This is a genomic window from Streptomyces sp. NPDC028298 (assembly GCF_055565895.1).
The window spans coordinates 608674-624089 of record NZ_JBVHTL010000002.1; the positions used below are offsets into that span (position 1 = coordinate 608674).

Sequence of the window (15416 nt, forward strand, 5' to 3'; positions counted from 1 at the left end):
GCTCCGTCGCTACGGCCCCCGACCGGCCGAGGCTGTGGTCTTCCGTGGATGTGCCGCCTGGTCCGGGACGCCCCGTACCGAGCCGGAAGACGCTGTGGCAGCCTGGTGGCGACCGGCTGTGTTCTTGTGCCTGGGGGATGGCGCTGCGGCCGGTGACGGGGGTGGCGATGACCGTTCTCATCGGCCTGCTCGGGGCCGCGTTCGGCGGTCTGGCCGGCGCCGTGGCCGGCTATGTGACCAATCGCTCGGGCATGCTGATGCAGCTGAGCCACGCCTATGACGTCGCCCTGCGCGACCGTCGTCTTGAGCACTACGCACGGCTCTTCCACCTGACCGAGCGCATCCCGCGACGCTGGCGGCCGGGGCACGAACCGGACAGGGCGAAGCTGTTGGAGCACTGGGAGACCTTCCACGACTGGTACTTCGGGGAGGCGGCGGGCGGCATGTTCCTCACGCCCGCGGCGAAGGGCTGCTACCTCGCGGTCCAGAACGCGCTGATCGAACTGGGACGGGACGGCGCCCCCGGCGCAGCCGCCGCCGAACCTCTCAGCGAGGACGAGTCGCGATTGATCCGGCATCTCGCCAGCGAACTGCGGCACCAGCTCGCCGAGGACGTGGGCGCGGCGCACCCACCCCGGCTGCGGTGGGCACGGGTCAACCGGACGGTCGAGCTTCCCCACGTCGCCCCGCCCGTCTGACCCTTCCGTCGTCGTCCCCGCGGCCCGTCACCTCCTGCACAACGGCCGAGCGGAACCCCCGGGCGTCGTTCTCACTGACCTGGAAGTCGACCGTCCAGCCGCCCGTCTTCTGGTTCCAGTCGATCACGTTGAACGACAGCGGGCCGTCGCCCGCTCCGAGAGAGGCTCCGCAGCCGACGGTGAGCAGGGAATGCGACGCACGGGAGCTGTCGCCCGTGGGGATTCGATCGCTGATCAGCCGGGGCCGGTGCCGGTGCCCGTGCAGAACGAGGCTCACGTCGCGAGCGGCACACCATGTCAGGAACCGCTCCGCATCCTCCATCTCCAGCAAGCGCTCCCGCAGCACCCGACCCGGACGCCGCTCCTTGCGGCCGGTCCCGAAGCCGATCACCGGGACCTCTCCCTCCAGCGGGTAGGGATAGGGGTGATGGTGCAGGACCGCGATGCGAAGGCAGTCGTCGAACGACGCCACCTGCCGGGCAGCGTCATAGCGCGTGGCGACGTCTACAAACTGTTCGATGCCGATTCCGCCGCGCGCTGCCAGGCCGGTCCGGGAGGAGTCGAAGCAGAGGAACACGATTCCGGCGTCGGAGTCGTGCACAGGGCCTCGGTCCCACCGTAGGTCGACCAGTTCCTCCCGGCGCCGCCCCAGCCGGCTGATCCTGTTGCCCAGGATCCGCTGGTCGTGGTTGCCGGGCACCACGATGGGCTCGGCCCGGGTCAGTTCTCGTAACTGGTTCTCGAAGTCGATGTACTGCTGTCGGTACTCCGGAAACGGCTGGTCGAACAGGTCTCCCGTGACGACCACCCGGTCCAGCGGCTCGAACCGGGCCACAGCGCTGCGCAGGTACTGGCGGAGCTGGTTCGGCTTGCGGGCACCGATGTGGAGATCGCTGAGATGCAGCAGGCGCCGACGGGTCGCACGGGCGCGCGCGGCCCCGCGTTCCGCGTCGTTCCGTACCCCTCGCAGCACCGGATCCCAGTCGCCGTACGTGGTCAGATCGGCGACTGCGCGGTAGGCGGCATCGAGGGGGAGGAAGAAGGAACCCTCACCCCGGATCGCGAAGATGGCTCCGGGCCATTCGTCGCGTCGTTTCAGGGCGTCGGTCACCCCTTCGTCGGGGTCCAGGACCCGGGCGTTCACCTCCGGCTCGTACAAGGTGGGGATGAGGACGAGCAGTCCGTGCCCCGGAGCGAGCGCCGCTTCGCGGGCGAAACTGTCGAGCCACCGCCGGTCCTTGCGGGAGCCGATGGGCAGGACGACCACGTCATAGCCCCGGACCACATCTGTCAGCGGTTCCAGCACCCGCCGAACCGTGCGGCCAGGAAGGACACCGGACCTGGTGCCGGTCACATCCGGTCCTGTGTCCCGCAGGCGGCCGAGAGATTCGGCCGCCCGGTTCCGCAGGTCGTCGGCGAAGTGACGCGAGGAGGAGACGAACTGATCATGCCTTCGGCTCAGGGCGAGCAGGAAGTACTCGATCTCGCCGTACCCCAGCCGGGGCGGTTCGCGGTCCGGAGCCAGCAGATAGCCGACGACGGCGGAAGTAGGCAGGTCGAAACGGAGTCCCATGTAGCCCCCGGGAAAGCCACGGCCGACCCCACCCCGGAGACGGCTCGTCCCCACACTGTAGGGACGAGCCGGGACGTCCGCGCGAAGACCGACGAACAGCCGCGGGGCCCACGGTCACAGACCGTGGACCCCGCGTGCTGAACCTCAAGGAATCTCTCTGCCCATCCCTTACAGCACCGGCAGGTTCTTCCGCAGCTCGAAGACGGTGACCCCGGAGCGGTACTCCTCCCATTCCGCCTTCTTGTCGCGGAGGAAGCGACGGGATGAAGCTTCGGCCCCTCGAAACCAGAGTTCTGCCTCCATTGAGCCGTGCACGAAGGGGCGTTGGCGGTCGTCTTGGTGGGTGGAGGTCGCCTCGCGACGGCCCAGAGACGACACGAGCGAAGCCGTCTCCTGGGCAGTGCCCAGGACAACCGTTAACACTCTCCCGCTCCTTTGACGAAAGGGTAGTATGTCCAAACTCTTAACGGGACGAGGGGGAAGTATGGAAATGTACAGCCGCGTCGATTCCTCTGTCCCTCCCTCACAACGCGCTGGCCTAGGGGTCAACAATGAGGCCGTTGTGAACCTCAGAAAAGCGCTGGAACCCTTGACCCGGCGATCGAGGAAGTAGAACGCACCCTCCTCTACGCCTCCCGGAACTACTGGCCGAGAATTAACGATCACGCTCGAACATCGATCTTCAATCACGCCATAAACGACTTTAATTCGCTGATCAATCAATTGCGCGAGGGTGACGGCCGCAACTGCGCCCGAACTTCTCGTTCCCTCTACGAACATCTCGTGAATTATTGTTGGGTGTCAGCTTACGAAGAAGCCCAGGAGCGGTACATTGCGCACGAATCGGTAACACTCGACTTGCTTGCAAAAATGCGGCGCGGCGTGATGCTTTTGAGCAGTGTTCAGCGAAGGCGGGAGTTGCATCGCCTCAAAAAGATCGATGGCAAGAATAGACACAAGCTTCAAGAAGTTCGAAGGAAATACGGGACAGCATTCGCACGAGATTGGGCAGCGGTAAGTATTCGTGAGCGCGCGGAGATCTGCGGTTTCGGTTCGTCATACGACACCTACCGACTGCTGTCACAGGTGACGCATGGGAGCTTCGGCGGAACCTTGGGTACCAGGAGAGAGGCGCACGGCCAGGGGCTACCGATTCACCGCGTCGGCCCATCCCTTGAACTAGCGGTGTTGGCATACCCCGAAGGGTTGTCGTTTTTTCGCGACTTGTGCCGCAGGATTGAAATTATTGACGGGATAGACGCTCACGAACTGATTGACGCCCTCAACCTACTGATTAGATCATGGCCAATATACAAGAACGCCTGCGAGTGGCTCGATAAGCAACTCTGGCCGGATTCGCCGCCGCCACGGCCAACAGCCATTTTGGCTCTCTACCCGGCTGGCGGGTCAAGGTGGTTCCTCTGGGAACCGGCATTCTCGGTCATCACGCCAGCCACTCCGCCCACAGATGCGAACATCCATGAAGGTCGAGCGAGAAGTCACCTCGGTTCGAGCGTTCCAGATTACTTCAAGACAGATCTTGATGGAAAACCGGTCACGGTGGCAGTGCATGGGGTAGCGCTTACAGTGAGCTCTAGATGTAACTGGTATCCGGCAGAGTCTATCTTGCAGAAACCCGAGCGAGCCCAGGATTGAAGCGAGATAGCGAAGCACTGCGCGTAGGTTTTCTTGATGCTCCACTCAATATCCTATTTCGGGAAACCCTGACGCATTGGAGATGTGCCGCGGCATCCAAGTATTCCGCGTTGGCACGCCTGTTCCTGCCGCCCCGTCAAATGCTATTGATCAGTCGTAGGGTACCGGCACGATGAGCTTGACCAATTCTTGGTCCCGCAGGACTGCTATGGGACTGCCCTTCAGCCGGCGCCGCAGCAGGCCGTGCACACAAGTGCCCCCTGCGGGGCTGCGTCGATAGGGGGCTCCGGCCCCTGACGGCCCACAGACGGCCCAGGAGCGGTGAGGACAGCCGCGGGGCCCACGGTCGATGACCGTGGGCCCCGCGGGCTGGACCGTAGAAACTCTCGCCTGCGCTTACAGCACCGGCAGGTTCTTCCGCAGCTCGAACGCCGTGACCTCGCTGCGGTACTCCTCCCACTCCGCCTTCTTGTTGCGCAGGAAGAAGTCGAAGACGTGCTCGCCGAGGGTCTCGGCGACGAGTTCGCTGCGTTGCATCAGGGCCAGGGCCTCGCCCAGGTTCTGCGGGAGGGGCTCGATGCCCATGGCGCGGCGTTCGCCGTCGGAGAGGGCCCAGACGTCGTCGTCGGCGCCCGGCGGGAGTTCGTAGCCCTCCTCGATGCCCTTCAGGCCCGCGGCCAGGAGCAGCGCGTAGGCGAGGTACGGGTTCGCGCCCGAGTCGATCGAGCGGACCTCGACCCGCGCCGAGCCGGTCTTGCCGGGCTTGTACATCGGGACGCGGACGAGGGCGGAGCGGTTGTTGTGGCCCCAGCAGATGTACGAGGGGGCCTCGCCGCCGGCGCCCGCGGTGCGCTCCGAGCCGCCCCAGATGCGCTTGTAGGAGTTGACCCACTGGTTGGTGACGGCGGCGATCTCCGCGGAGTGCCGGAGCAGGCCCGCGATGAAGGAGCGGCCGACCTTGGAGAGCTGGTACTCGGCGCCGGACTCGTAGAACGCGTTGCGGTCGCCCTCGAAGAGGGAGAGGTGGGTGTGCATGCCGCTGCCCGGGTACTCCGAGAACGGCTTCGGCATGAAGGTGGCCTGGACACCCTGCTCCAGCGCGACCTGCTTCATGATCAGCCGGAAGGTCATGATGTTGTCGGCCGTGGAGAGCGCGTCGGCGTAGCGCAGGTCGATCTCCTGCTGGCCGGGGGCGCCCTCGTGGTGGCTGAACTCGACCGAGATGCCCATCGACTCCAGCATCGTGATGGCCTGGCGACGGAAGTCCTGGCCGACGTTCTGCGGGGTGTGGTCGAAGTAGCCGGAGTTGTCGGCCGGGGTGGGCCGCGAGCCGTCCAGCGGGCGGTCCTTCAGCAGGAAGAACTCGATCTCGGGGTGGGTGTAGAAGGTGAAGCCCAGGTCCGAGGTCTTGGCGAGGGCGCGCTTGAGGACGTAGCGCGGGTCCGCGAAGGACGGGGAGCCGTCCGGCATGAGGATATCGCAGAACATCCGGGCCGTGCCGGGGGCCTCGGCGCGCCAGGGCAGCACCTGGAAGGTGGACGGGTCGGGCTTGGCGATCATGTCGGACTCGTACACGCGGGCGAAGCCCTCGATGGCCGAGCCGTCGAAGCCGATGCCCTCGTCGAAGGCCTGTTCCAGCTCGGCCGGGGCCACGGCCACCGACTTCAGGAAGCCGAGTACGTCCGTGAACCACAGACGTACGAACCGGATGTCACGCTCCTCCAGCGTCCGGAGCACGAACTCCTGCTGCTTGTCCATCTTCCGCTTCCCCATCCTTGCTGGTCAGGCCGCCTGCTCCCACGCCTCGAAGACGATCGGCGCACCTGAGCATCCCACCACAACACCATTTCATGCGCGTTGCGGACCATGATCGGCCGGGCGACCTCGGCCTGAACGCCTCGCGTACGGCAGGTGTCCTGCTCTGTCGCACATACTGCCTGCTCACACCCCCACCCGTAAGGCCCGGCCGGTACCCACCCCTCCCCGGAGCTTTAATTTGCATCTCAGATACAAGTTTTATTAGTGTGCGATCCATGCGGAGCGGCGCAACCCACCGCTCCCGCCCCGGCTTTGAGGAGTCCTGATGCTGTCCGAACAATCCGCCGTCACCGTGCGCGCGACCCTCCCCGTCGTCGGCGCCGCCATAGGCGAGATCACCGAGCGCTTCTACGGCGGGCTGTTCAGCGCCCACCCCGAACTGCTCCGCGACCTGTTCAACCGCGGCAACCAGGCCGCCGGCACCCAGCGTCAGGCCCTGGCCGGATCCATCGCCGCCTTCGCCACCCATCTGGTCGAGCACCCCGACGAGCGGCCCGACGCGATGCTGAGCCGCATCGCCCACAAGCACGCCTCCCTGGGCGTCGCGCCCGAGCAGTACAAGGTCGTGCACGAGCACCTCTTCGCCGCCATCGTCGAGGTCCTCGGCGACGCGGTCACCGCCGAGGTCGCCGCCGCCTGGGACGAGGTCTACTGGCTCATGGCGAACGCCCTCATCGCCATCGAGAAGCGCCTGTACGACGAGAACGCGGACGACGGCTCCCTGCGCCCCTGGGTGGTCACCGAGCGCGTCGAGGAGACCGACGACGTCGCCACCTTCCGGATCCGCCCGGCCGACGGAGCGCCCCTGCCGGACTTCCGCGCGGGCCAGTACGTCTCCGTCGGCGTCGAACTCCCGGACGGCGCCCGGCAGATCCGCCAGTACAGCCTCTCCAGCGCGCCCGGCTCCCCGGTGCGCCAGATCAGCGTCAAGCGGGTGCGCGCCGACGAGAACGGCGTGACGAGCCCCGAGGGCGAGGTCTCCGGCCATCTGCACGCCCACGTCCGCGAGGGCGACCTCCTTCAGGTCTCCGCGCCGTACGGCGACCTGGTCCTCGACGACACGGACGCCCCGCTGTTCCTCGCCTCGGCGGGCATCGGCGTCACCCCGGTGATCGCCATGCTGGAGCAGCTCGCGATCTCCGGCCACAAGGCCCCCGTCACCGTCGTGCACGCCGACCGCTCCCCCGCCGAGCACGCGCTGCGCGCCGACCACGAGGCGTTCGCGGGCAAGCTCGCCGACGCGGAGACGCACTTCTGGTACGAGCGGCCCGAGCCGGGCCACCCCGCCGAGCGGACCGGTCTGGTCGACCTCTCCGGAGTGACCGTGCGGCCGGGCACGCACGCCTACCTGTGCGGTCCGCTGCCGTTCATGCGGGCGGTACGGACCCAGCTCCTCGCCAAGGGCGTGCCCGCGTCCGACATCCACTACGAGGTGTTCGGCCCGGACCTCTGGCTGGCCCAGCGCTGACCGGATCCGAGGCAGCAGCGGGTCGGCACGCCCCGGGACCACAGACGGTCGACATGGCCCACCGGTCCGGACCGCTACGGCCTTCGGCTGATGCCCAGCAGTACGGGCCCGGTCGGCTCGGCGACGACGTCGGCGACCGTGAGCGGGTCCAGCGAGGCGTAGAAGGCCTCCTGGGCCCGCCGCAGGGCGCCCCGCAGCCGGCACGCCGAGACGAGCGGGCAGGGCGTGTCGCCCTCGCACTCGACGACGTCGCCCTCCCCCTCGAAGGTCCGCACGATCGCCCCCACGGACTCCCCGCGCCCCTTCTCGGTGAGCGTGAGACCGCCTCCCCTGCCGCGCCGGGCGTCGAGCAGCCCGAGGTGCTGGAGTTCGGCGACCACCTTGGCGGCGTGCGTGTAGGGGACCCGCATGTCGTCCGCGACCTCGCGCGTGGTGGGCGTCGAGCCGTCGGCGACGGCCAGTCGCATCAGGACGCGAAGGGCCAGGTCGGTGGAGCGCAGCAACCGCATACCCGCCAGGGTAGGTAATGCGCATCTCCGGTTCAAATTTTCATTCCGGGCACGTCCGGACCCGCTTCGCCATCGGCCGGACCACCGGCCGACCCGCTTCCCCAGCGGCGGACCCCGCTTCCCCGCCGTCCGGCCCCGCTCCGCCGCCCGTCGGCCCGAGCGGGTGCCGCGCACATCCCCCCGCCCGCGCACAGCTCCTCGCCCACGCACAGCTCCCCGCCCGCGTCCACCCCCTTCTTCGGCCAATCCCGTGCAGTCCCTGGGCCATTCCTGTGCCCTCCCTGCCGACGCCGCACGGGGTCCGATTACGATCGGCGCACCCGACCGTCCCATCCTCATAAGGACTCGCCATGGGTTCCGCCAAGAACACCAGCACCGGATCGCGCCAGGCCCGTATCGAGGAGCTGCGCCGTGCCGAGCGCGCCCGCGAGCGGCGCAACCGGTTCCTCGTGATCGCGGCGAGCACGGTCGTCGTCGCCGGCCTCGTCGCCGGTGCTGTCGTGCTCGTCCAGTCGCAGTCCGACGACGGCAAGAAGGACACGGCGAGCGACGCGAAGCAGGCGTCGGGGCACTTCGTCACCGGCGCGGACGGGGTGAAGACCTGGAAGGGCACACTGTCGCGCAACCACGTCACCAAGACCGTGTCGTACGCGATGGAGCCGCCGGTCGGCGGTGACCACAACCAGGTCTGGATGAACTGCAACGGTGACGTCTACGCCAAGGCCGTGAACCCCATGAACGCCGTGCACTCCCTGGAGCACGGCGCGGTGTGGGTGACGTACAACAGCAAGGCGTCCGAGGCCGACGTGAAGGCGCTCGCGGCCAAGGTCAAGAAGACCCCGTACACGCTGATGAGCCCGGTCGAGGACCAGAAGGACCCGATCATGCTGAGCGCCTGGGGCAAGCAGCGCTCGGTGACCGGCGCGAGCGACAAGAACGTCGACGCGTTCCTCTCCGAGTTCGTGCAGGGCAAGCAGACGCCCGAGCCGGGCGCCGCCTGCACCAACGGCCTGTCCCAGTGAGGCACGTCGGGTGGATCGCGGGGGCCGCGGCGGCCGTTCTCGTCGCGGCCGGGGCGATCACGTACGCGGTCGCCGACGGCGGCGGCGACTCCGGGACGCGCACGCCCGCCGCCGACTCGGCGGACGCGGGGTTCGCCCGGGACATGGCGGTCCACCACCAGCAGGCCGTCGAGATGTCCTACATCGTGCGGGACCGCACCAAGGACGTGGAGGTACGGCGTCTCGCGTACGACATCGCGCAGACGCAGGCCAATCAGCGGGGCATGCTGCTCGGCTGGCTCGACCTGTGGGAGCTGCCGAAGGTGTCCGCGGACGCGCCGATGACCTGGATGGGCATGGGTGACATGTCCTCCGGCAAGGACGGCTCGCTGATGCCGGGCATGGCGACGAACGCCGAGATGAAGCGGCTCGGCACGCTCAACGGGAAGCAGGCCGAGGTCTTCTACCTCCAGCTCATGACCGACCACCACAAGGGCGGCATCCACATGGCCGAGGGCTGTGTCGCCAAGTGCACGGTCGGCGTGGAGAAGCGGCTGGCGCAGGGCATGGTCGACGCCCAGCAGTCGGAGATCAAGCTGATGGCCGACATGCTGAAGGCCCGCGGCGCGAAGGCCCGCGACTAGGGCCCTCCGGGCCAGGGGGACGGGCTCGGGGACGGGAGTTCGGAACGGTCCGGGGACGGGAGTCCGGAACGGTCCGGTGACGGGCGCACCAACCGGGTCCCGGATCAGGTGCGCGGAACGGGTCCGGTGACGGGCACAGCGACCGGGTCCGGAACAGGTGCGCGGAACGGGTCCGGTGACGGGCACACCGACCGAGTCCGGAACAGGTGCGCGGAACGGGTCCGGGGTGGTGTCCCGGACCCGTCAGGTTCTGCCGGCGCGCTCCGCCGACGTACCGTCAGCCCTTCCAGTCCGTACCGCACTTGAGCGGAACACCGGTGGGGACGAGCCGTTCCATCGAGCCGGGCCGGCCGTGGGTGACGGCGAGCTGGGCCCGGTCCAGATAGCCGATGAAGAGCTGGGTGTGGGCGGGCATGGCCGCCGGGTCGTACACGAAGACCACGGTGCCGTCGTCGCGCCGCTCCCGCTCCACGACCCGCTCGACCCCGGCCCCCGAGCCGTGCCGGTCGACCCGTGTGTGGTCGTCCGGGCCCTTGCAGAACACCCCGGTCTTCACGAGGACGGGGAATCCGGCCTCGCGCAGCGCCTTCTGCAGTCCCGCCGGGTCCTTGAAGTACTGCTCCTTGGTCCAGGTCACCGCGACCTTGCCGTCCGCCCGCTTGGCGACGGTGAACGCGACGGCCTCGGTGTCCGCGCCCGTGGGCGGCGCGGTGGCCGGGTGGCCGTAGCCGGGTGCGCCGAGCGCGAGGCCCGCGGCCGCGGTCACTCCGACGGCGGCGACGGCCAGCCGCCTGCGCCGCCGGCGGACCGCGCGGCCCTCGGCCACGATCCGTTCGACGGGCACCGTCATCGTGATGTCGTCGAGCGAACCCCGCAGGACGTCCAGGACGTCCCTGTCGTCGTGGGTGGCGTTCATGATCCTGCCTCCGGTGTGTCGAGGGTGACGAGGTGGCCGCGGAGTGTCCCGACGGCCCGTGCGAGATGGGCGGTCACGGTCCCGGGAGCGATCCCGAGCGTCTTCGCCGTGGTCGCCGTGTCGAGGTCGAGGAAGACCCGCAGGGCCACGACCTCCCGCTGTCTGCGCGGCAGTTCGCGCAGCAGGGCCAGCAGCGCGGGATCGATTCCGGCGCCGCCGGAATCGACGGCCGCGGCCTCCCGGCCGTCGTGGTCGCCGTACCCGACCTCGCGACGGTGCCGACGCCACCACGAGACACGGGTGTTGAGCGCGGTCCGGACGATCCACGCGCGGGGCGCGGGATGGCCGCGGACCCGGGGCCAGGCCGCCCAGGCCCGTGCGAACGCCTCGGCCACGAGGTCCTCGGCCAGCGCTCGGTCGCTCACCGCGGCGAGGACCGCCCGCAGGCAGACGTCCCGTCCGCTCCGGTAGAAGTCTTCGAACTCGAGCTGCTTCACACCACTGACACGCCTCGGGGACTCGATCCGCTTACAGAATCCGGGGACCTCTTTACAGAGCCCGGAGGGGGACAGAGGGAAAACCCTCGAATCTGGGCGAGGGTGTGCGGCAAACCGACCCAAATGATCGCCAATTGCCGCCACTTGGTCTTTCCTTGGGTTGTTCATTCCCCTGGCATGAACGGTTCACCGTAAGAGTGGCCCCCATCTGTGATCCATTCCTCACGCTCCGGCAGGACGTGGGGCTTTTCGCGCGGATCACCGCAACCACTACATGCGACGAATCGCATCGCAGGGGGTTCTATGAGATCCAACCGCGCCACCGCGCGCGCCGGAGTGAGCCTGGCGGCGACCCTGCCCCTGCTCGCCGGCGCGCTGGCGCTCGGCATACCCGCGGCGTCCGCCGCGGACGGCCCGAGCCGAGTCACGCTCGCGGGCACCAAGCCCGCGTGGGCCACGGCCCACGCGGACAAGGGAGCGGCTTCCGACGCCTCCCAGGTCTCGGCCCGGGTGTACCTCGCCGGACGGGACGCCAAGGGCCTGGCGGCATACGCCAGGGCCGTGTCCGACCCGCACTCGGCTTCGTACGGGAAGTACCTCAGCGCCAAGAAGGCGCAGACGCGTTTCGGTGCCACCAAGGCCCAGGTCACCGCGGTGACCACCTGGCTGAAGTCGGCGGGCCTGAAGGTCACCGGGACGACGCAGCACTACGTCTCCGTCACCGGTGACGTCGCCGCCGCCGAGAAGGCGTTCGGCACCCAGCTCCACAACTACACCAAGGGCAAGAAGGTCTACCGGGCGCCGTCGAAGACGGCTTCCGCGCCCGCCGCCCTGAACGGCGCCGTCCTGACCGTCACCGGCCTGGACAACGCCCCGCACAAGGCGCAGCACGCCGATCAACTGCCTCCTCCGGACGCGGTGTTCAAGAACTCCGGGCCGTTCTCCTCGTACTACGGCTCGAAGACCGCGAGCACCCTGCCGGACGCGTACGGAACGAAGATCCCGTACGCCGTCCAGGGCTACACCGGCAAGCAGCTCCGCGCCGCGTACGGGGCGGGCAAGCGCACCGGCAAGAACGTGCGCGTCGCCATCACGGACGCGTACGCCTCCCCGACCATCGCCTTCGACGCGGCCACCTACGCCGCCAAGCACGGCGACGCCGCGTACTCCAGCGGTCAGCTCCGTCAGGTGCTGCCCAAGAAGTACACGAAGACCGAGGAGTGCGGGGCGGCCGGCTGGTACGGCGAGGAGACCCTCGACGTCGAGGCCGTGCACGCGGTCGCGCCGGGCGCGAGCATCACGTACGTGGGTGCCGGTTCCTGCTACGACGACGATCTGCTCGACTCGCTCAACAAGATCGTCGACGGGCACCTGGCCGACATCGTCTCCAACTCGTGGGGCGACATCGAGGCCAACCAGACCCCGGACCTGGCCGCGGCCTACGACCAGACGTTCCAGTTCGGCGCGGTCGAGGGCATCGGCTTCTACTTCTCCTCCGGCGACAACGGCGACGAGGTCGCCAACACCGGTACGAAGCAGGTCGACACTCCGGCCAACTCGGCGTGGGTGACGGCGGTCGGCGGTACCTCGCTGGCGGTCGGCAAGAACGACACGTACCTGTTCGAGACCGGCTGGGGCACCGAGAAGGCCACGCTGTCCGCGGACGGCAAGAGCTGGACCGGGTTCCCGGGCGCGTTCACCTCGGGTGCGGGCGGTGGCACCAGCAAGACCGTGGCGCAGCCCTACTACCAGAAGGGCGTCGTCCCGAACGCGCTGGCCAAGGCCAACAACGCGGCGGGCAACCGGGTCGTCCCGGACATCTCGGCGATCGCCGACCCCAACACCGGATTCAAGGTCGGCCAGACGCAGACCTTCCCGGACGGGACCGAGCAGTACAGCGAGTACCGCATCGGCGGCACCTCGCTGGCCGCTCCGGTGATCGCGGCGGTCCAGGCGCTCGCCCAGGAGGCGCGCGGCGGCAAGGCGATCGGTTTCGCCAACCCGTCGATCTACGCCAAGGCCGGTTCGAAGGCGTACCACGACGTGACCGACACGCCCGGCGGCAAGCAGTACGCCGTGGCCCGTGTCGACTTCGTCAACGGCTTCGACGCGGCCGACGGTGTGGCCACCTCGGTCCGCAGCCTCGGCCAGGACAGCTCGCTGAAGGCCGTGAAGGGCTACGACGACGTCACCGGTGTGGGTTCGCCCGCCCCGGGCTACGTCGAGTCGTTCAGCCGTCGCTGACCGGCGTTCACCGACGACGCGCCCGTCTCTCCCCGGGAGAGGCGGGCGCGTCGCTCGTTCCCGGGGCCGCCCCGGACACCCCTCGCCCCCCATCGCGTCGCTCTGACGATTACACTGACCGCGTGCCTCATCTGAACTTCCGGTCCCTTTACCAGCACGGCTTCGCGCGCGTCGCCGCCTGCACGGGTCACACCGTCATCGCGGACCCGCACGCCAACGCCGAGGCGGTCCTGCGCCAGGCGCGCGCGTGCGCCGACGAGGGTGTCGCCGTCGCCGTCTTCCCCGAGATGGGCCTGTGCGGCTACTCGATCGAGGACCTGCTGATGCAGGACGCGCTGCTCGACCAGGTCGAGGAGGCGCTCCGGGCGGTGGTCGCGGGTTCGGCGCAGCTCCTGCCGGTCCTGGTCGTCGGCGCCCCGCTGCGCCACCGCAACAGGATCTACAACTGCGCGGTCGTCGTGCACCGCGGCCGGGTCCTCGGTGTCGTGCCCAAGTCGTACCCGCCGAACTACCGCGAGTTCTACGAGCGCCGGCAGATCGCCGCGGGCGACGACGAGCGCGGCGGCACCATCCGGGTGGGCGGCGAGTCCGTGCCGTTCGGGGTGGACCTGCTGTTCGCCGCCGAGGACGTACCGGGTCTGGTGCTGCACGCGGAGATCTGCGAGGACATGTGGGTGCCGGTGCCGCCGAGCGCCGAGGCTGCCCTGGCGGGTGCCACCGTCCTGGCGAACCTCTCCGGCAGCCCGATCACCGTCGGCCGGGCCGAGGACCGCAAGCTGATGTGCCGTTCGGCGTCCTCGCGCTGCATCGCCGCGTACGTCTACGCGGCGGCCGGACTGGGCGAGTCGACCACCGACCTGTCCTGGGACGGCCAGACGATGATCTACGAGAACGGGGCGCTGCTGGCCGAGTCCGACCGCTTCCCGCTCGACGACCAGTTCGCCGTCGCGGACGTCGACCTCGACCTGCTGCGCCAGGAGCGGCTGCGAACCGGCAGTTTCGACGACAACCGGCGCACCCACACCACCCGCACCGCCGACTTCCGGACCCTGTCGTTCCGGCTCGACCCGCCGTCCGGCGACCTGGGCCTGCGCCGCCGTGTCGAGCGCTTCCCGTTCGTGCCGGCGGACCCCGAGCGGCTGGCCCAGGACTGCTACGAGGCCTACAACATCCAGGTCGCGGGCCTCCAGCAGCGGCTCGCGGCGATCGGTGGCCCGAAGGTGGTCATCGGGGTGTCCGGCGGTCTCGATTCGACGCACGCGCTGATCGTCGCCGCGCACGCGATGGACCGGGCGGGCCGCCCGCGCGGCGACATCCTCGCCTTCACGCTGCCCGGCTTCGCCACCAGCGACCACACCAAGGGCAACGCGCACGAGCTGATGCGCTCCCTCGGGGTCACCGCCGCCGAACTGGACATCACCCCGACCGCCCGGCTGATGCTGAAGGAGATGGGCCACCCCTTCGCCTCCGGCGAGCCGGTGTACGACGTCACCTTCGAGAACGTGCAGGCCGGGCTGCGCACCGACTACCTGTTCCGGCTCGCCAACCAGCGCGACGGCATCGTGCTCGGCACCGGCGACCTCTCGGAGCTGGCGCTCGGCTGGTCCACGTACGGCGTGGGCGACCAGATGAGCCACTACAACGTCAACTCGGGTGTCCCGAAGACGCTGATCCAGCATCTGATCCGCTGGGTCATCGGCACCGGACAGTTCGGCGAGGACACCGGCCGGACGCTCGCCGCGATCCTCGACACGGAGATCAGCCCCGAGCTCGTGCCGGGCGAGGAGATGCAGTCCACCGAGTCGAAGATCGGCCCGTACGCCCTGCACGACTTCACCCTCTTCCACGTGCTGCGCTACGGCTTCAGGCCGTCGAAGATCGCCTTCCTGGCCTGGCACGCGTGGCACGACCCGGACGCGGGTGCCTGGCCGCCCGGCTTCCCCGCGGCCGAGCGCCGCGCGTACGACCTGCCCGAGATCCGGCGCTGGCTCGAGGTGTTCTGCCGCCGCTTCTTCGGGTTCGCGCAGTTCAAGCGCTCGGCCATGCCGAACGGGCCGAAGGTCTCGGCCGGTGGTTCGCTCTCGCCGCGCGGCGACTGGCGCGCACCGTCCGACAGTTCGTCCCGTACGTGGCTCCGCGACCTGGCCCGCTTCGACACCCCGGACCCCGAAGACCGGCCGGAGGCCTAGGAGACGTCAGGGGGCTGGATTTCCCGGACCCCGAAGACCGGCCGGAGGCACGGGACTTGCCGAACTACGGGCCGCCCGGACATCGAAGTCCTTCCGGGGACCCGGGACCTCCCGAGAGCCCGGCACTTCCCGGAGGCCAGGGACTTCCCGGAACTCGAAGATCTGCCGGAGGCAGGGGACTTGCCGGAAGTCCGAACTCCCCC

At 69.0% G+C, this 15416-nt stretch carries 12 protein-coding genes and 1 pseudogene; 7 read left to right on the forward strand and 6 right to left on the reverse strand.

The window, feature by feature from the left end; genetic code table 11:
* The first annotated feature begins 167 nt into the window (after positions 1-167).
* Entirely contained in the window at positions 168-698 is a 531-nt protein-coding gene (locus tag ACZ4TO_RS11235) for a hypothetical protein (RefSeq protein ID WP_468024024.1), read from the forward strand.
* On the opposite strand, the gene ACZ4TO_RS11240 is transcribed toward ACZ4TO_RS11235, so the two are convergent.
* A complete protein-coding gene (locus ACZ4TO_RS11240; RefSeq protein ID WP_468024025.1) occupies positions 655-2271 on the reverse strand; it encodes a metallophosphoesterase family protein in 1617 nt (538 codons plus the stop codon). The genes ACZ4TO_RS11235 and ACZ4TO_RS11240 overlap by 44 nt on opposite strands.
* Positions 2272-2439: 168 nt before the next feature.
* Positions 2440-2526, reverse strand: a pseudogene (locus ACZ4TO_RS11245) (glutamine synthetase); the annotation flags it as partial.
* A 423-nt stretch (positions 2527-2949) separates the two neighbouring features.
* Here ACZ4TO_RS11245 and ACZ4TO_RS11250 point away from each other — a divergent pair.
* Positions 2950-3927 carry a DUF5677 domain-containing protein gene (locus ACZ4TO_RS11250; RefSeq protein WP_468024364.1) on the forward strand — a complete coding sequence of 326 codons (978 nt, stop codon included), beginning with the start codon at positions 2950-2952 and terminating at the stop codon, positions 3925-3927.
* A 396-nt stretch (positions 3928-4323) separates the two neighbouring features.
* Here the strand turns inward: ACZ4TO_RS11250 and glnA are convergent, their stop codons facing one another.
* Complete coding sequence (gene glnA, locus ACZ4TO_RS11255; RefSeq protein WP_385042113.1) at positions 4324-5685, reverse strand: type I glutamate--ammonia ligase; 1362 nt, start codon at positions 5683-5685, stop codon at positions 4324-4326.
* Positions 5686-6010: 325 nt separating this feature from the next.
* Between glnA and ACZ4TO_RS11260 the strand changes: the two genes are divergently transcribed.
* Positions 6011-7213: a globin domain-containing protein gene (locus ACZ4TO_RS11260; protein ID WP_468024026.1), complete on the forward strand. Its 1203-nt coding sequence runs from the start codon at positions 6011-6013 to the stop codon at positions 7211-7213.
* 74 nt (positions 7214-7287) lie between these two features.
* Here the strand turns inward: ACZ4TO_RS11260 and ACZ4TO_RS11265 are convergent, their stop codons facing one another.
* Positions 7288-7722 (reverse strand): RrF2 family transcriptional regulator, encoded by a 435-nt coding sequence (locus tag ACZ4TO_RS11265; RefSeq protein WP_468024027.1) that lies wholly within the window; start codon positions 7720-7722, stop codon positions 7288-7290.
* 350 nt (positions 7723-8072) lie between these two features.
* On the opposite strand from ACZ4TO_RS11265, the gene ACZ4TO_RS11270 reads away from it, so the two are divergent.
* Complete coding sequence (locus ACZ4TO_RS11270) at positions 8073-8744, forward strand: DUF3105 domain-containing protein (RefSeq protein WP_382781306.1); 672 nt, start codon at positions 8073-8075, stop codon at positions 8742-8744.
* Positions 8741-9367 carry a DUF305 domain-containing protein gene (locus tag ACZ4TO_RS11275; protein WP_385042116.1) on the forward strand — a complete coding sequence of 209 codons (627 nt, stop codon included), beginning with the start codon at positions 8741-8743 and terminating at the stop codon, positions 9365-9367. Before ACZ4TO_RS11270 ends, ACZ4TO_RS11275 begins: the two co-directional genes overlap by 4 nt.
* Before the next feature lie 277 nt (positions 9368-9644).
* Here ACZ4TO_RS11275 and ACZ4TO_RS11280 read toward each other — a convergent pair whose 3' ends face one another.
* Positions 9645-10283, reverse strand: coding sequence for a hypothetical protein (locus ACZ4TO_RS11280; RefSeq protein ID WP_468024028.1), 639 nt, complete (start codon positions 10281-10283; stop codon positions 9645-9647).
* A complete protein-coding gene (locus tag ACZ4TO_RS11285) occupies positions 10280-10780 on the reverse strand; it encodes a sigma-70 family RNA polymerase sigma factor (RefSeq protein ID WP_468024029.1) in 501 nt (166 codons plus the stop codon). The genes ACZ4TO_RS11280 and ACZ4TO_RS11285 overlap by 4 nt, the downstream gene beginning before the upstream one ends.
* A 303-nt stretch (positions 10781-11083) precedes the next feature.
* On the opposite strand from ACZ4TO_RS11285, the gene ACZ4TO_RS11290 reads away from it, so the two are divergent.
* A complete protein-coding gene (locus tag ACZ4TO_RS11290) occupies positions 11084-13024 on the forward strand; it encodes a S53 family peptidase (protein WP_382781316.1) in 1941 nt (646 codons plus the stop codon).
* A 131-nt stretch (positions 13025-13155) separates the two neighbouring features.
* A complete protein-coding gene (locus ACZ4TO_RS11295; protein WP_382782732.1) occupies positions 13156-15213 on the forward strand; it encodes an NAD(+) synthase in 2058 nt (685 codons plus the stop codon).
* Positions 15214-15416 lie beyond the last annotated feature (203 nt).